This window comes from Streptomyces sp. NBC_00289, from assembly GCF_041435115.1.
Lineage (GTDB): Bacteria > Actinomycetota > Actinomycetes > Streptomycetales > Streptomycetaceae > Streptomyces.
Genome location: NZ_CP108046.1, coordinates 266,445 through 282,323, shown reverse-complemented (window position 1 = coordinate 282,323; position 15,879 = coordinate 266,445). Strand labels below are relative to the sequence as shown.

Genomic DNA, 15,879 nt, shown 5'->3' with positions numbered 1-15,879 from the left:
CGGTCCCGGGCCATGGTAGGAGAGTACGGCTGGCGCTCTGACTACGATGTTTCGAAGCGGCCGGTATCCCGCCGGGGCGCCAGCCTTGTCGCGTCGAACTGTCACGACTAGACACCAAGTGCGGGATCTCAGAGAAGATCGGCTGCGAGGCACGATCTGGCGGGTTCGTGGCCGATGGCCTGTCCATCGCCGTCATGACTTACCGTCACCACCGAATGTGAGACAGAGGCAGACGAGACGTTGATCAGGCGGCGCCGAGGTCGGCCCAGTGGTTGATGAGGCCGTCGGTGTCGTTGTCGGGGGCGGGGGTGGTGCCGGTGTGGTGGGCGAGGGTGGTGATGATGGTGGTGCCGCGGCCGTGTTCGTCTGTGGGGCGGGTGGTGGCCCAGCTGGTGGTGGGGGAGGCGGTGTGGGGGCCGCCGTCGCTGACGTGGACTTGGACGCGGCCTGGGCCGTTGGTGGTGGTGTGCAGGTGCAGGGCGACGGGGGGTAGGGCGTGGGTGACGGCGTTGGTGACCAGTTCGGAGATGACCAGCAGGGCGTCGTAGAGCTGGTCTTCGTCCAGTCCCCAGGAGGCCAGGATGGGGCGGGCGGCACGGCGGGCGGTGGCCGGTGCGAGCGGTCCGTGTTCCAGTGGCAGGCTGAACACGCGCGCACCGGCCGCGGCGGCGTGCGGCGCGGGGCGCTGTTGCCGGCTGTGGGAGGTCGTGGTGGTCGTCATCAAGATCACTGCCTGTCCGGAAGGGGGCCGGAATGCTTTTTCTGGTACTTCCAGCACACTCCCGTGGCGCGCAGGCTCCCTGAGCAGTCCATACCCAAAACCGAAAAAATCGGCTCATCGGATAGTGCTCTAGCTGGTTGAGGGCGCGATCTTCATGTCCGGGTCAGGACGCCACTGCGACCTGGAAGAAGACCTTCGGCCACCACCCGCTCGTCGCGTTCGTCGACCACGGTCAGGCCGGGTCCGGGGAGCCGGTGGCCGCCTTGCTACGGCCCGGCAACGCAGGCTCCAACACCGCGAGCGATCACATCACCACCACCCAGCTCGCCCTGGCCCAGCTGCCCAGACACCTGCGGCGGGGACGGCAGACGCTGATCCGCACCGACTCCGCCGGCGGCACGCACGCCTTCCTCGACTGGCTCACCAAGCCAGGCCTTGGCTGTCGTATTCCGTCGGAATAACCATCACCGACACCATCCACCAGCCGTCCTGAAGATCGCGAAGAAGGCGTGGACACCGGCCTACGACGCCGGTGGCACCGAGCGGCCCGGCGCCTGGGTAGCAGAGATCACCGACATAACCCGACCTCTCCTCCCGGCCCAACGGGATGCGGCTGACAGTCCGCAGGGAACGCCCGCACCCTGGCGCCCAGTTGCGCTTCACCGACCTCGACGGACTGCGGCTGACCTGCTTCGCCACCAACACCCAACGCGGCCAGCTCGCCGACCTCGAACTGCGTCACCGCAGACGGGCCCGCTGCGAGGACCGCATCCCAAACTCCCGCGACACCGGCCTGCGCAACCTGCCCCCGCACGCCGGGGGAACCTCACAAAACCAGATCTGGCTGGAGATCGTCTCCCTCGCACTCGACCTCCTGGCCTGGATGCCGATGCTTGCCCTGACCGGCGCCACCCGCCGCTGGGAACCCAAGAAGCTCCGCCTGCGCCTGTTCTCCGCCGCCGCACAGCTCGTGCACACTGGGCGCCGCCACTGGCTCCGCTTCACCGCCCGATGGCCCTGGACCGACGTCATCACCCACGCGACGACAGGCTCCATATCCTCCCGAACCCCGGCTGACCAGCCACTTCGACCATCCCGACAACCATCACCACCACACCGGCGAAGTGGAACCCGGCGCCCACCCGACGCGAAAGCCGGGCCCTCAGCCTGCCCCAGCCCCGAAAAGACCCCACCACACAGACACACCCTCCCCGTCAGCAAGCTGACGGGGAGGGTTATTCATAAGCCTCACCAGGAGGTTCGGAAGAACGCGAGTGCGGTGATGGTGCGGACGATGCTCGGGAGGGTGTCGAGTGGGCCGCGGTAGCGGGTGGCGAGGATCTTCCAGTCCTTCAGGTGTGCGATCGCTCGTTCGACGGCGGCGCGCAGGGTGCTGATGGACTCTGGTGCCGATATAGCCGAGGTCACCCATCGTCTCGCGGTCGGCGAACAGACCGGGGAAGCCTGATTCCCGCCAGGCGCGGATGTCGTGCCAGGACCCCGGAACGGGGGCGGAGACCGCGAGCAGGCCGCCGTCCAAAGTGGCGGCGATCTGCAGGTTGAACCCGGTGTCGCAATGCTTGCCGCTGAACAGCTCGGTGCCCCGGCCCGCCCAGTCCCAGGTGGTAACCAGCGTGCCGTCGACCAGCACCACCTTCCCCGTGCTCGCCTCCGCCGGGTCGGGGACGAACTCGGCAAGGACCTGCTCCAGCAGCGGCCCGAGCAGATCGAGCCGACGTGAGACGGTGGACTGGCTGCAGCCGAACAGCTCGGCCGCCGCCTGCTGGACTGGGTTCTGCCGCAGCAGGAACGGCACCATCACCACTGACCAGTACAGCCCCAGCACGGACGGCCGTCCCCGCGAGACCCGCCCGCTGCCGCCAAGCGCCGTATGCACCCGAGCCAGAGCTCGGTCAATTGCTCCGCATCCAACCCGGTTGTAACCTGCCAACCCAACGACCCCGCCCCGCAGGGCTTCGGCGAAGTAGGTGGGTGTCCGTTTCGTGATCACTTGAGGTCGAGCAGGGCGAGCGGGCGGTCCGCGTTGCGGGCGTTGTGTCGCAGAGCTGCTGCGATGTTGGTCGCGCCGGCCAGCCGCAGGGTGCCGATGGCGAGGTTGCGCCAAGTGGCCATCGCCCGGGGCGCGTTGCCGGTTCGCAGTGGTGAGGCGTCTTCGGCGAACGTGGTGTCTCTGACGTGGTGCAGGGCTTCGATCTGCCAGTGATCACGGATCAGGGCCGCCAGCTGGGCGGGGCCGGCCTGCTCAGCGGTGAGGCTGGTGACGGCGTAGACGGTCTTGATGGTGGTCTTGCCGGTCTTGCGGTCGGTGCGGCGACGCTTGATCTGGGCGGCCTGGCGGGCTCCGGGGAAGAGCAGGCCGTTGACCGTGACCACCTTGATCCGTCGGATCTCCGAGCGGCCGTGGCCGATGCCCTTCACACGGCCCTGCAGCGGGATCTCTGTCCACGGAAGGGATCTGAGCTGCTTGCGGAGCTTCTTCTGGTTGCCTTTGACGATCACGATGTAGTGGGCTTCGCGGCCGAGGAGGTAGTCGGCGTGCTCGCGTTGGTGTGCATGGCGTCACTGGTGACGACCACCCCGGCCAGGTCTGTGATGGTCTCCAGCAACGGCTGGAAGCAGGTGATCTCGTTCGTCTTCTCACCGACGTCCAGCTGGGCCAGGACCAGGCCGGTGGTGTGGTCCAGGGCTGCGAGCAGGTGGATCCTGCGGCCGTTGGCCCTGGCCGCTCCGCGAAGGCTTTTGCCGTCGACCGCCAAGCCGCTCGGCCGGCCCTGGGTTTGGTTGCGGCGGTCGGACAGCCAGCGGCCGACCGCCGGGTCCAATGCGTCGCCGTCGATCCGGGCCAGCAGTCGTCGGACTGTCGTTTCCGCAGGCAGGGCCCGTTTGGGGGAAAGGGGGTCGAGTCGCACGCCGCCGTGTTCCAGCACGTGGGGGGAGCGTCGGTGATCCATTCGCCGACCGCCAGCAGCGACGTCGCCCCCGCCAGTACCGCGCAGGCGGCCAGGGCAAGGACGCCGACCAGACAGTGGCGCACTCCACGGGGATCACGCGGATCGGGCACCTGGGCGAGGCGGCCCAGCAGTCCGGGCACTTCTTCCGGCGCGAGTCCTGGTGTCTGGGTACGAGTTGAAGTGGCCCTGGCAAGATTTTCGTGAAGCGGGGCTGTGCCACCGTGCGCCGGTGACGCTCCGTCACGGGTAGTGGCGTCGGAGGTGGGCCATGAGGACGACGCGGTGGCGTAGGAGCGGAATGCCGGCGCGGCCGGCCATGATCCGTTTCTGGAGTTTCAGGTCCGTGATGCGGCCTTCGTTGATGCCGGAGTTGAACGGGGTGGTGATCCCCTGTACGACTGCCGGCTGGTCTTCGCGGATGGCGTTGGCCAGGCTCGCCAAGGCGGGCAGGCCAGAGGCCGCGAGTTGGTCGAGCCAGGCCGGCAGCGGGGCGGCGTCGCGGGCATCGAGCATGGCCGCGAACTGCCTTACCGGTGTGGGTTTGGTCGAGCTCCGGGCAGTGTTCAAGCAGCCGACGGAGTGCCTCGGTGGGGTGCAGGCCGCGCTTCGGCGGTGTGGTGGTGATCCACCGGGCGACCTGGCGGGGCGAAGGTGGCCGCTCGCGCGGTGTGTCGATCGGCAGACCGCGGCGTAGCGGCGCGATGGCCATCTTGACCTGCTGGTCATGGCCGCCGTAGCCCTTGGCGGCAATCTCCTGGTGCAGCACGGTCGCGGTGTGCTCGCCTTCCTCCCACCGCTGCCTCAGATACTCCAGATACGGGTCGAGGCTCGTGGGTCGGCGGGGCGGAGTGCGCCGTACGCACTCCTGCCAACAGGCAGCGCGTGCGTACTTGGCCACGGTGCGGCGGTTCAAGCCGAGCTCGCGGGCTATCGCACTGAGACTGCGGGCCGTGCCGGTGTACCCCTGGACGGTCTCGAACAGTCGCTTCGCGTGACGGAGGGCGGGAGTATCGCCCCGCCTCGCACGGTTCGTCCGACGGCGGTGGGGCCGGTTCGGGTTGAAGTATTGCGGCGGCCAGGCAGCCGCGGTGGGCCGCGGCGATGTCCGAGACCCGCTTCGACAGCCCCTGCCACAGGTGAAAACGGTCGCTGACCTGCACCGCGTCCGGGGCTCCCTGGGCGATGCCCTGCCGGTAGACCAGCGAACCGTCCCGGCACACCACCTCGACGCCGGGATGCGCTCGCAGCCAGGAGGCCAGCTGCTCGCCATCGCGCCCGGCCCACAACTCGATCGGCAGCCGCGTGTCGGCATTCACCAGCAGCGTGCCGTAGACGTCCGCGTACAACGCAAAGTCATCCACAACCAGCACCCGCGGTGTCGCTACCGCCGGAAGCCCCATGCGCATCAACTGGAACAGCACACTCGTCCGCGACAACGGCGTCCTCAAGATGCGCAGAAGTCGGGCCCCGCCACGGCCGGCGAGCAACACCCCGGCCATCTCGACCAGATGCTGCAGCAGCGGACTGCGACGCTGACAGCGCACCGTCAGCCCCTCCACCTGCTCGGCAAACGTCCGCCGCCCGCAATCCACACTGTCACAAAACAACCGCCGCACCGCCAAACTGATCAGCACCGGGCGGCCCCCGGCGACATCGGCCAGCGTGCGGGAATACCGGCTGTGCACCCGCGCCGACTCGCACCGGCAATCCGGACACGCCACCATCAACTCGCAGGTACGGACAGCGATACGGACCACGCCACCCGACGACCACACCCGTTCCCCCGCACCAGCATCCAGGTGCGGCGACACAATTCGTACGAGATCATCACACTCGCCGAAGGTCCCACTACCCGTGACGGAGCGTCACCGGCGCACGGTGGCACAGCCCCGCTTCACGAAAATCTTGCCAGGGCCACGTTCACGTGTACGCCGACACCTGGATGCTCGCGGAGTTGGTCAAGGGCAGACGGGATCAGCGATGATGCTTCGGCAGGCACGGTCTTCCAGGCAGGTCACGGGGCGTCGAGAAGTCCATGATCTTGGAAGCCGTGCCTGTTCCGCTCTCCCTGACCGATCAACCAGGCGAACCGTCATGAACCGGACGCCCGGCGACTACGCCGAAGCCCTGGGAGCTGCCGAACAATAACTCCTCATGGGCTGGATGCGGTGGTGTCGGAGGGGACGAAGGCAGAACTGGTGGATGTGTTCGGGCTGTTGCTGCCACATCTCGATGAGCGGCAGCAGCGTCTGACGCTGGGTGCGGCGGCGGCCCGTGTTCTGGGCCATGGAGGGATTCGCAGGGTGGCCCAGGCGGCCGGGGTGGCTGAGTCCACGGTGTCGCGCGGGAAGCGGGAGCTGGAGGACAAGGAGGAGTCTGCGGGTCGGGTCCGGGCGCCGGGCGCGGGGCGGAGGTCCTTGCGGGAGGTGGATCCGGGGCTGGTGCCCGCGTTGCTGGCGCTGGTCGAGCCGGACCAGCGGGGCGACCCGGAATCTCCGCTGCTGTGGACGGTGAAGTCCACCCGGAATCTGGCGGCCGAGCTGACTCGGCAGGGGCGCCGGGTCGGCTCGGACACGGTGGGCCTCACTGCTGAAGGCGGAGGGGTTCTCCCTGCAGGGCACCTCGAGGACCACCGGGGGAGCCCGGCACCCGGACAGGACGCCCAGTTCCGTTACATCAACGATCAGGTCACGGCATACCTCGCCGACGGGCAGCCGGTCATCAGCGTGGACGCCAAGAAGAAGGAGACGCTGGGCAGCTACGCGGTCATCGGACGCGAATGGCACCGCGCCGGGCAGCCGGTGCAGGTCCGCGCGCATGATTTTCCCGAGAAGGGCGCCCAGAAGGCGGTGCCCTACGGAATCTACGACATCGGCGCGGACGCCGGCTGGGTGTCGGTGGGCTGCGACGGGGACACCTCCGCCTTCGCCGTGGCCACCTTGCGCCGCTGGTGGAACGGTGAGGGGCGACGCCGCTACCCGCACGCTTCCCGCCTGTTGGTCACCGCCGACGCCGGAGGCTCCAACGGCTACCGTGTGCGCGCCTGGAAGAAGGAACTCGCGGACTTCGCCTATGAGACGGGCGTTGATGTGACGGTCTGTCACTTTCTGCCGGGAACTTCGAAGTGGAACAAAATAGAGCACCGGCTGTTCTCGCAGATCAGCATCAACTGGCGCGGCAGGCCCCTGACCAGCCACGAAGTCGTCGTCAGCACCATCGGAGCGACCACCACACGCAACGGACTGTCGTCCACGCCGACTTCGACCCTGGCACTTACCCCACCGGGGGCACCGTCCCTGACAGTGTCATGGACCGCCTGCCCCTCACGCCGCACGACTGGCACGGCACGTGGAACTACACCCTGCGCCCCGAACCCCTCGCCCCTGAACCACCCCCGCCCGGTGCCGAGTTCGGGCGTTTCCCGGCCGGTGACAAGCTGCCTGCCTGGCTGCGGCACCCCAGCCTCACCGGACTCGAGCCCGCCGCCTTCGACGAGCTCACCGCCCGCTACCAAGCTGGTGCACCGAGCACCCGCCGATCTTTCTGCCCGGAAAGCGCCCCGCCGGCGGCCCCGGCGCCGGCGGCAGACGGCTCTCCGTCGCCGACCAGCTGATCGTCTTCCTCCTCAAGAAGCGCTGGTCCATGGACCAGGCACCGCTCGCCGAGGCAACCGGCCTGCCCAAGAGCAGGATCGGCGCGACCCTCCGGGAGACCACCCCCGTTCTCGCCGCGCTCGGGCACACCGTCTCGACCGGCGCCCTCACCATGACCACGGCCCAACAGCTCGCCGAGATCGCCGGGCACGACCTCACACCCCCGTGATCCTCACCAAGATCGAGGAGTTATTGTTCGGCAGCTCCCAGGGCTCTGTCGTTCTCGCGATTGGCGGGGAATGATCAGTTTAGTCCGAGGGCGGTCGGCGGCCGGGTCGTGTCCCGTCCGTGATGGTGCAGGCCCGCGGCGATGTTGTCCCAGCCGGTCAGGCGGAGCGCGCCGATGGCCAGGTTCCGCAGGGAGGCCATCGCCCGCGGTGCACCGCCGGTTCGCACCCGTGAGGCGTCCTCCCCGAACGTCACATCCCTGACATGGTGCTCACGATTCTCAATAGCCCAATGCCCGCGAACGCATTCGGCCAGGTCACCACCGCGCCGGTCAGGTCCAGCGGGTTCAGCAGGGGGCGGAACGCGGTGATCTCGTTGCTCTTGGCGTTGACCTTACGCTGGGCCAGCACGATGCTGTCGTCACGCAGAGCGGAGATCAGGTGGACGCAGCGCGGCCGTTGGCGCGAATGGCTCCGCGCAGGGACTTGCCGTCCACCGCAACCGCTGCCCGCGCCGGACTGTCCGGTGGGTGTCTGTCCTGGCCGCGGCGCGGGAGGCGGCGGCACGGCCGGTGAGCCAGCCGCCGATCGCCGCGTCGAACGCGTCGCCGTCGATGCGCTGCAGTACCCGGCGCACGGTGGCTTCGCTGGGCGCCCGGCAAGGTCGGTCCGGATCACGCAGCGCGGCCCCGCAGCACAACAGCAGCCGGTCACAGGCATCGGCAGCCCACTCGGCGATCGCGGTGAGGGACTTCGCTCCGGCCAGGACCGCGCAGGCGGCGACCGCCAGGACATACGGCAGCGGGTGACGACGGCCCGGGCGGCGGCGCGGGTCGGGCAAGCGAGACAGCCGGGCCAGAAGGTCGGGCAGTTCGTCGGGGCAGGCCGGATTGCCGCCCGCGAGTTGGCCCAGCCCGACGGGGATGAGTGATGCTGGCGCAGCAGGCACGGTCTTCCGTTGTGGTGATCAGCGAACTCGACACTCCATGATCACCGGGAAGCCGTGCCTGCACGCGTATCGGCCGCCCGCCAGCGGCAACCTCTCGGCCTTGAGCGACGCGCAGCTCCCCCAGCTCCGACGAGTCGGCGGACCTCGGTCATGTCCCGCTTGGTGGTGTAGCCGATCAAGTTGTGGGCGTGCGCGGGCGGGTGCCCGGGGCGCACTTCTGCTGGTGTCCGACGCTCCCTGACGCGAGGAGGGCCATCACGTAACTCTTCTTGGTGAACGCCCAGTTCAACCATGAGGAGTACGTGATGGCCCTGTCCCAGTCTGACCTGATAAGGATGCTGGAGTCACTACGCTCGTCCGACGGAATCGAGCTCGTCCGCAGCGTGGCAGAGCGAATGCTGCAGGAACTGATCGAAGCCGAGGTGAGCGCGCACATCGGTGCCGGCTGGAATGAGCACACCGGTTCCCGGACAGCGTGGCGCAACGGGCACCGGGACAAGACCCTGACCACGCCGGCCGGCGATCTGGACCTGGAGATTCCCAAGCTCCGCACCGGCAGCTTCTTCCCCAGCCTGCTGGAACGCCGACGGCGCATCGACCAGGCCCTCTATGCCGTGATCATGGAAGCATATGTCCATGGGGTCTCCACCCGCTCGGTCGATGACCTGGTCAAGGCCCTGGGCGGGGACAGTGGCATATCGAAGAGCGAGGTCTCCCGCATCTGCGGCGAGCTCGACGAGCCGCTGACCGCGTTCCGCACCCGCCCTCTGGACCACACCCGGTTCCCCTACCTCTACCTGGACGCGACGTACTGCAAGGTGCGGGTGAACCATCAGATCGTCTCGCAGGCTGTGGTCATCGCCACCGGCATCACCGAGGACGGCGGCCGCGAAGTCCTCGGGACCGCCGTGGGGGACAGCGAGACCGAAGCGTTCTGGAGTGAGTTCCTGCGCTCGCTCCGTGCCCGCGGCCTGGGCGGCGTCCGCCTGGTCATCGCGGACCACCACAGCGGACTGATCGCCGCGATCCGCAAGGTGATGCTGGGCTCCTCGTATCAGCGGTGCCGCGTTCACTTCCTGCGCAACTGCTTCGCGCACATACCCAAAGGCGCTGGTGAAATGGTCGCCGCGACGATCCGGACCGTCTTCGCCCAGCCCACTGCGGAACTGGTCGCCACCCAGCTGGACACCGTTGCCGACATGCTCGGCGAGCAGTTCCCCAAGGTGAAAGAGATGCTGCTGACGGCGAAGACAGACCTGACCGCTTTCGCGGTCTTCCCGCTCCAGCACTGGAAGAAGATTCAGTCGACCAACCCCCTGGAACGGCTGAACCGGGAGATCAAACGCCGCACCGACGTCGTACAGGTCTTCCCCAATCCCGGGGCGCTCGAGCGCCTGGTCACCGCCGTTCTCTTCGAACTGCACGACGAGTGGATCGCCTGCCCCCGCCGCTACCTGCCGGAGGGAAGCATGGCCAAGCTCTACCCAGAGCTCCCCGAAAGCGCCACCGCACCACCCCACACCACCAACGACCCCACCGAATGATCGGCCACACCACGAGAAGGGACGCCATCCGGACCTCGCGATCCTTGAGTAGGTGAAGTGCACCCCTGTAGGTCTCACTGCTCGTCTTATGCATTGACTCACCCGTTGTATAAATGCAACACTCTGCCGCATGAGGAAGACGCAGGGTTCGAACGATCAACCGATGCGGATCTACAACCGGCTTGCGATGTTGCGAGCAGAGCGTGGTTGGTCGCGGCGCGACCTTGCAGAGGTTACGAAGGTGAACTACCAGACCATCGGCTACTTGGAGCGGGGCGACTACAACCCGAGCCTGGAGCTGGTTTTCCGGATCTGCAACTGCTTCGGTGTGCCCGTGGAGGCTGTCTTTTCTCCGCATCCCTTTCCTCGGCTCACCGGGGAGGCCCTCGTCACCGATTCACCCTCACCGTCCGCGGAGCTCGGCGTGCCCGCATCCGTCAATCCCGAAGAGAACATGCCATGATCCGTAATACCTTTCTTCGTAACGAACGCCTCTTCCAGCTGGGCCAGTCGGCGCCAGAACCCATGCCGCGGAGACGAACTCGGCGGACTTTGCTTGTCGTGTTGGCGCTGACCGTCATCACGATGACGTTGGCGGTGATGACTCCCTGGCAGGTGGGGGTGTGGCTTTTTGCGGCACTGATCCTTGCTCAAGGCATGTTCCGCTGGATTGCCTGGCGAGGCATCCGCGGTCTGTCCCTGGCTCCGTCTCACTTGCTGGATGAACTGCAGCTTCAGCAGGTACACAGCGCCTACCGTCGCGCCTACGGCATCATCACGGCGGCCGCGTGGATCCTCTTGATCGTCTTCTTCTTCAGTATCGGCCGACACCCGGTCCGCGTCGCAGGCATCGGGATCTTCTTGCTTCTCGAGATGTTGATCTGGCTGCCCACGGCAATTCTCGCGTGGCGCCTCGAGGATGAAGATCCAGCCGAATTGGACGGATCAAGCAACCGACTGCACCAGCAGATGACGGAGCCCCCGGCAACCGCAAGCCCTCAGCCGAGAGCGTGACGTCATCGTCCGCTACACGGCAGCCTCCTTGTGTATGAAACCCAGAGGACTTTGACCATGATCAGAAACGCAGCTCGTGATCATCTTCTTGTTTGGGATCCAGGAAGCTTCCAGACTCGCGCGTGGGCTCGGCAAGTCGATTCGGATTCTCAAGATGGAAACCAGGAGGGTTATTCACAAGCCCACGGGAGGCTTCCACCCCTTGGTCAACAGCAACGACCCCGCTCGGTAACCTGACGAGTTCTCACAAGACAGGTGTTGCCGGGGCGGGGTCGTTGAGCTGGCAGGTTACAACCGGGTTGGATGCGGAGCAATTGACCGAGCTCGTGAGGGTTACTCATAAGCCTCACCAGGAGGTTCGGAAGCAGGGCCCCGGCGAGTGCCTGGATCGTCCCGGTCTGGGGTGTTGATCTCGGTGGTGGGCCCCGGAAGCAGGTGAACACGGCACCTGTGGATCATGTAGTTCTCTACGCTGCAAGATCCACGAAGGTGCCGTGTTCGTTTCTCCATCATCCCTTGTCGCTGTCCCCGTGCCTTGTGCGCCCTGCCTGGAAGCCCTCGGCGAGGGTGCCGCCAAGGAGCAAGTGCGCTGCCTGGTCGCCGAGTTCGAGTCGGTCACCGATCCGAGAGGGGCTTGCGGAGTGCGGTACCGGCTCTCCTCGCTGCTGGCCCTGGTGGTCTGCGCGATGACCCCGTCCGGCCACGACTCGATCACCGCGGCGGCGGAGTGGTGCCGACGTGCGGCGCCGGAGGAACTGGCCGCCTTCGGCCTGCCCTACCACCCACTCCTTGGCCGCTACCGGGTGCCGAGCGAGAAAACCCTGCGCAGCGTCCTGGGGCGACTCGATCCCGGTGAGATCGGCGCGGCCGGTTACGACTACCTTCGGCCTCTGCTGTCCGCACAGCCCCGCCGGCCGGAGCCGGTGATGCCCGACGGTGGCACCGAACGTGAACAGCGCCGGGCTCACCGGGCGGCCGCCCGCGCCGAGCCGGTACGGCTCCGGCGGCGGGCGATCGCGGTGGACGGCAAGTGCCTGCGCGGCGCGAGGCGCCCGGACGGCAGCCGCGTCTTCGTCCTGTCCGCCGTCCGTCACGGCGACGGTGTCACTCTCGCCTCCCGCGAGATCGGCGCGAAGACCAACGAAATCCCCGAGTTCGCACCTCTCCTCGACCAGATCGACGACGCGGATCTCACGGGGGTGGTCGTTACCGCCGATGCCCTCCACGCCCAACGCGACCACGCCATCTACCTGCGCGAACGCGGCGCTCACTACCTGCTGACCATCAAGAACAACCAGCGCGGCCAGGCCCGTCAACTCCACGCCCTGCCCTGGAAGGAGATCCCTGTGATCCACCGCGACGACGCCCGGGGCCACGGCCGTCACGAGCAGCGGCTCGTGCAGGTCGTCACCGTCGAGGGCCTGCTCTTCCCGCACGCGGCCCAGGTCCTGCGGATCCAGCGCCGACGCCGTCTCTACGGGGCGAAAAAATGGTCCAGCGAGACCGTCTACGCCATCACCGACCTGCCCGCCGAGGAAGCGAACGCAGCCGAGATCGCGTCCTGGGCTCGCGGGCACTGGACCGTGGAAAATACCGTCCACTGGTGTCGAGATGTCACTTTCAACGAGGACAAGTCCCAGGTCAGAACCCGCAACGCGCCCGCCGTACTCGCTACCCTCCGCGACCTGATCCGCAGCGCGCTCAAGCTCGCCGGCTACGTCAACACCGCCGCCGGACGACGAGCCCACACCGAGCGCCCCCGCGTCCTCGCCCTCTACGGCATCACATAACCAAACCGGACGATCCAGGCACACGCCGGGGCCCTGGGTTCGGAAGAACGCGAGTGCGGTGATGGTGCGGACGATGCTCGGGAGGGTGTCGAGTGGGCGGCCGCGGTAGCGGGTGGCGAGGATCTTCCAGTCCTTCAGGTGTGCGATCGCTCGTTCGACGGCGGCGCGCAGGGTGCTGATGGACTGGTTGAGGATCTTGTCGGCTTGGGGTCGTTCCCGGCTGGGTGGCTTGCGCCTGGCCGGTGAGGACGCCGGTGCCGATATAGCCGAGGTCACCCATCGTCTCGCAGTCGGGGAACAGACCAGGGAAGCCCGATTCCCGCCAGGCGCGGATGTCGTGCCAGGACCCGTACAAACGGCTCGCGGCCAGGCGGAAGACCATCGCGAAGATGCAGGAGATCGCCCGGCGATACCCCCGCATGTTTGCACACTGGAGGCTGACCGCGGGCGCCGTCCTGGTCTGATGACCAGAACGACAAGAGCCGTATGACGGGAGACTGTCACGTACGGATCTGTGAGAGCCGAGGGGTGAGATCCCCCTCGGCTACTCGGCATCACAGCACCGGACGGAACCCTGGTCTGGATTTCGCCGGCCCTCGCCGGCCGCATTCACGATCTCACTGCGGTCACCACGGTCTTCGAACGAGTGTTGTTGCGGGTGTGGCCGTCGGCGGCCCTTTCATGCTTCTCGTGGCCAAATGATCGGCGATCTCACCCTCGAGAGCGGACTCCAAGAGCCTCTTCGTCAGCTGCTGCATTAGCCCGCCCTCACCGGTCAACTTGATCCCGCCAGCCTTCGCGCGGTCCACCAGTTGCCCGATCAACTGACCTCATTTGTTCCTGGCTGGCGGTGGTCGTAGTTCGTGGGGCTTGTTCAGGTGGCGGCAGGTGTGCTGGAGGATGTGGCGGGCTTGCAGGAGGTGGACCGTGGTGGCGGGGTCTTGTTCGGTGTTTGTGGTGTGTGCGATTGCTGCGGCGGTTTCGTTGATGAGGTCGCGGACCGCGGCGACCAGATGCGGGATCCAGGACTGGTAGAGCCGTCGGTCGAGCGTGGGATTGGGGCGAGTCTGGGTGCGGTGGCGGGCGTGGACCAGCCAGCGGTGGGCCGGGATGCCGCCGGTAACGGGCCGGAGTCGCTGCTCGGTGGTCAGCGCCAGGCGTAGTTGCCAGATACGGGCCTGCGATCCGGGCAGGCGCGTCATATCGTCATGGAAGGCCAGGAGGGCGTCGATGAGCAGGCCGGACCACCGGCGCAGGCGGTCGGTGTGGGCGGGCATGCGTCCGGGGCCGCCGGCTGCCTGGTGGACGGTCCACCAGAGCTGGCTGCGTGCGGCGTCTTCCGCCCCGCAGGGCATGCCGCTCGCGGCTGTGGTGCAGGAGCCTGCGTTGTCCGGCTGGGCGCCTGCTGGGCTGGTCATGCCTGGCATCCACCGCAGGCCGGCGCCGTGTAGGCGTGGGTGGCCTGTTCCAGGCACCAGGCCATCCGCGCGGTGAAGAGCTCGGGGCAGTCCCCGGCCCGCTGCGCGACCGCTCCCGCGCACCCGCCGGGCACTGTCGCGTGGCGGGCCAGCTCCTCGGCGACCGCCGCGCACACCGTCTTTGTACTGATCTGGTCCGGTGGGCGCAGGGGCGAGCAGAACAGGGCCTGTGCCCACACTCGGATCACTTTCTCGGCCACCGGTCCGGCCGAAAGTTGTGAAGTCGTGCCCATTGCGTCACACATTCCTGATGGGAAATCCGCCCGGTGTGCCCACGGTCGAACGGGTCAGAACGGGCCTGGTCTCCCAGGTTCCGCCGCATCCCGGGGCGCGGCGTGAGCAGCTGGTGCTCACCGTGGCGCACGGGGGCGCTGAGCGAGCGAGTGGCAGACGTCACGGGGGTGCCGTGCTCGACCATGTCGGCCCACGCGCGCTCGGCGGCCTGGAAAATCTTGTCCTCGCGTGCCCACGTCACGGCGGGCCGTGACTCGATGTGGGTCGCGGCGAGGGCCTGCCGCGCTGCGCTGGCCAGTTGGTGCCCGGTGCCGCGCCTGCTCGCGGCTGCTGTTCGGCTCGGCGGGCAAGCATCGCCGAGTAGCGGTGGCCGGTGTCGTCGGCGTACGAGCTGAAGTGGCTCTGACACGAAAAATGCGGTGTGCCTGTGCTTCATAGTGAAGTCCAGGTCTTGCCGCCGTCGGAGGACTTGCCCGAGTCGGTGGCGAGGTTGCCGACGACCGAGACGCCGCCCTTGCCGTCCTCCTGGAACTGCGTCAGGCGGCGGAAGAGCAGGTTGGCGACCTGGCCGGCGTCCGAGACATAGATCTAGCCAGGGTCGAGGTGGGAGAGACCCGCCTCCTGGTAGACCTGGATGGTGGAGGCGACCGCGTCGCGTAGGTGCTCGGTCTACAGGTCGTCGGGCAGGAGGCGGAATGCCTGGTGGCCCGTCAGCGGCCGGATCATGCGGAAATGCCGGTCGGTAGTGAGAAGGACCTCGGTCCGGTAGGCGGCTGCGAGGGCGACGCTCATGGCGTCGGTCAGTCCGACGCCTTTGCCTTGGTCGGCGTCTGCATAGCCTTCGGCGACGGCGATCGCCGCGCTCAGGTGTGTGGCGAGAGAGGGGATCTCGAAGCGGCGCACGGCTGTGTTGCGTTCGATGAACCGTGCCGCGGTGAGGGCTTTGCTGGCTCCGGCCCGTGTTGAGATCAGATAGTCCAGTTCTGCCAGGACCATGGGAGAGATGACGAGATGGCTGACTGCCGCGAGGGCTTCCTTGTGCGCTTCATGGCCGGTGAGCTTCGGATCGAGGAGACGGTACAGGCCGTTGGTATCGGCAATTGCAATCATCGTCAGGCGCCCATTCCCCTGAGCGTCTCTTCGATCTCATCGTCGGCCAGATCAGGGAGGCCGAGGTCGGGCAGGTCAATTTCGCCCATGGGGTTTATGGGGTGCGAGGGGACGTCATCGTCGCTGACCGGCACCATCCGGGCCACCGCGACACCGTTCTTGGTGACCGTGATGGTCTCTCCGCGCGCTGCCGCAGCAAGCATCTGCGAGGACTTCTGATTAAACTCCCGAGCCGTGGCATCCATGT

16 protein-coding genes and 7 pseudogenes are annotated in these 15,879 nt (G+C 67.4%); 7 read left to right on the top strand and 16 right to left on the bottom strand.

Annotation, left to right across the window (positions count from 1 at the left end; translation table 11 throughout):
- Positions 1-244 precede the first annotated feature (244 nt).
- Positions 245-721: an ATP-binding protein gene (locus OG985_RS01500; protein WP_371666535.1), complete on the bottom strand. Its 477-nt coding sequence runs from the start codon at positions 719-721 to the stop codon at positions 245-247.
- Positions 722-885: 164 nt separating this feature from the next.
- Between OG985_RS01500 and OG985_RS01495 the strand changes: the two are divergent.
- Positions 886-1,798 (top strand): annotated as a pseudogene (locus OG985_RS01495) (IS1380 family transposase); the annotation flags it as partial.
- Positions 1,799-1,883: 85 nt separating this feature from the next.
- Here OG985_RS01495 and OG985_RS01490 read toward each other — a convergent pair.
- The 5 genes and pseudogenes from OG985_RS01490 to OG985_RS01470 all read right to left on the bottom strand — a co-directional run bounded on the left by OG985_RS01490 (position 1,884) and on the right by OG985_RS01470 (position 5,417).
- Positions 1,884-2,567, bottom strand: a complete 684-nt coding sequence (locus tag OG985_RS01490) for a transposase family protein (protein ID WP_371666534.1) — start codon at positions 2,565-2,567, stop codon at positions 1,884-1,886.
- Between the two features lie 317 nt (positions 2,568-2,884).
- A pseudogene (locus OG985_RS01485) lies at positions 2,885-3,693 on the bottom strand (ISAs1 family transposase); the annotation flags it as partial.
- A gap of 26 nt (positions 3,694-3,719) precedes the next feature.
- A pseudogene (locus OG985_RS01480) lies at positions 3,720-3,776 on the bottom strand (hypothetical protein); the annotation flags it as partial.
- Between the two features lie 157 nt (positions 3,777-3,933).
- Entirely contained in the window at positions 3,934-4,206 is a 273-nt protein-coding gene (locus OG985_RS01475; protein WP_371666533.1) for a hypothetical protein, read from the bottom strand.
- Between the two features lie 209 nt (positions 4,207-4,415).
- Positions 4,416-5,417 carry a transposase gene (locus OG985_RS01470; protein ID WP_371674218.1) on the bottom strand — a complete coding sequence of 334 codons (1,002 nt, stop codon included), beginning with the start codon at positions 5,415-5,417 and terminating at the stop codon, positions 4,416-4,418.
- Positions 5,418-5,861: 444 nt separating this feature from the next.
- Between OG985_RS01470 and OG985_RS01465 the strand changes: the two are divergent.
- Both OG985_RS01465 and OG985_RS01460 read left to right on the top strand, forming a co-directional pair.
- Positions 5,862-7,306, top strand: a pseudogene (locus OG985_RS01465) (ISAzo13 family transposase).
- A gap of 29 nt (positions 7,307-7,335) precedes the next feature.
- Entirely contained in the window at positions 7,336-7,515 is a 180-nt protein-coding gene (locus OG985_RS01460; protein ID WP_371666522.1) for a hypothetical protein, read from the top strand.
- 74 nt (positions 7,516-7,589) lie between these two features.
- Here OG985_RS01460 and OG985_RS01455 read toward each other — a convergent pair whose 3' ends face one another.
- The 3 genes from OG985_RS01455 to OG985_RS01445 are packed head-to-tail and all read right to left on the bottom strand — an operon-like array spanning position 7,590 to position 8,462.
- A complete protein-coding gene (locus tag OG985_RS01455; protein ID WP_371666532.1) occupies positions 7,590-7,769 on the bottom strand; it encodes a hypothetical protein in 180 nt (59 codons plus the stop codon).
- Positions 7,766-7,924 carry a hypothetical protein gene (locus tag OG985_RS01450; RefSeq protein WP_371666531.1) on the bottom strand — a complete coding sequence of 53 codons (159 nt, stop codon included), beginning with the start codon at positions 7,922-7,924 and terminating at the stop codon, positions 7,766-7,768. Before OG985_RS01450 ends, OG985_RS01455 begins: the two co-directional genes overlap by 4 nt.
- A 10-nt stretch (positions 7,925-7,934) precedes the next feature.
- Complete coding sequence (locus OG985_RS01445) at positions 7,935-8,462, bottom strand: transposase family protein (protein WP_371666530.1); 528 nt, start codon at positions 8,460-8,462, stop codon at positions 7,935-7,937.
- A 305-nt stretch (positions 8,463-8,767) separates the two neighbouring features.
- On the opposite strand from OG985_RS01445, the gene OG985_RS01440 reads away from it, so the two are divergent.
- The 4 genes from OG985_RS01440 to OG985_RS01425 all read left to right on the top strand — a co-directional run bounded on the left by OG985_RS01440 (position 8,768) and on the right by OG985_RS01425 (position 12,810).
- A complete protein-coding gene (locus OG985_RS01440; RefSeq protein ID WP_371674217.1) occupies positions 8,768-10,006 on the top strand; it encodes an IS256 family transposase in 1,239 nt (412 codons plus the stop codon).
- A gap of 130 nt (positions 10,007-10,136) precedes the next feature.
- Positions 10,137-10,469: a helix-turn-helix transcriptional regulator gene (locus OG985_RS01435; protein WP_371666529.1), complete on the top strand. Its 333-nt coding sequence runs from the start codon at positions 10,137-10,139 to the stop codon at positions 10,467-10,469.
- A complete protein-coding gene (locus tag OG985_RS01430) occupies positions 10,466-11,020 on the top strand; it encodes a hypothetical protein (protein WP_371666528.1) in 555 nt (184 codons plus the stop codon). The genes OG985_RS01435 and OG985_RS01430 overlap by 4 nt, the downstream gene beginning before the upstream one ends.
- Before the next feature lie 494 nt (positions 11,021-11,514).
- Entirely contained in the window at positions 11,515-12,810 is a 1,296-nt protein-coding gene (locus tag OG985_RS01425) for an ISAs1 family transposase (RefSeq protein ID WP_371666527.1), read from the top strand.
- Positions 12,811-12,873: 63 nt separating this feature from the next.
- Here the strand turns inward: OG985_RS01425 and OG985_RS01420 are convergent.
- From OG985_RS01420 to OG985_RS01390, 7 genes and pseudogenes are all read right to left on the bottom strand, one after another.
- Positions 12,874-13,365, bottom strand: a pseudogene (locus tag OG985_RS01420) (transposase family protein); the annotation flags it as partial.
- A 63-nt stretch (positions 13,366-13,428) separates the two neighbouring features.
- Positions 13,429-13,634, bottom strand: a pseudogene (locus OG985_RS01415) (transposase); the annotation flags it as partial.
- A gap of 6 nt (positions 13,635-13,640) precedes the next feature.
- Entirely contained in the window at positions 13,641-14,228 is a 588-nt protein-coding gene (locus OG985_RS01410) for a hypothetical protein (RefSeq protein ID WP_371666526.1), read from the bottom strand.
- Entirely contained in the window at positions 14,225-14,488 is a 264-nt protein-coding gene (locus OG985_RS01405; protein WP_371666525.1) for a hypothetical protein, read from the bottom strand. Before OG985_RS01405 ends, OG985_RS01410 begins: the two co-directional genes overlap by 4 nt.
- A gap of 475 nt (positions 14,489-14,963) precedes the next feature.
- A pseudogene (locus tag OG985_RS01400) lies at positions 14,964-15,161 on the bottom strand (ABC transporter substrate-binding protein); the annotation flags it as partial.
- Positions 15,162-15,191: 30 nt separating this feature from the next.
- Entirely contained in the window at positions 15,192-15,638 is a 447-nt protein-coding gene (locus tag OG985_RS01395) for a PIN domain-containing protein (RefSeq protein ID WP_371674216.1), read from the bottom strand.
- A complete protein-coding gene (locus tag OG985_RS01390) occupies positions 15,635-15,877 on the bottom strand; it encodes a type II toxin-antitoxin system Phd/YefM family antitoxin (protein ID WP_371666524.1) in 243 nt (80 codons plus the stop codon). The genes OG985_RS01395 and OG985_RS01390 overlap by 4 nt, the downstream gene beginning before the upstream one ends.
- Positions 15,878-15,879: the final 2 nt, after the last annotated feature.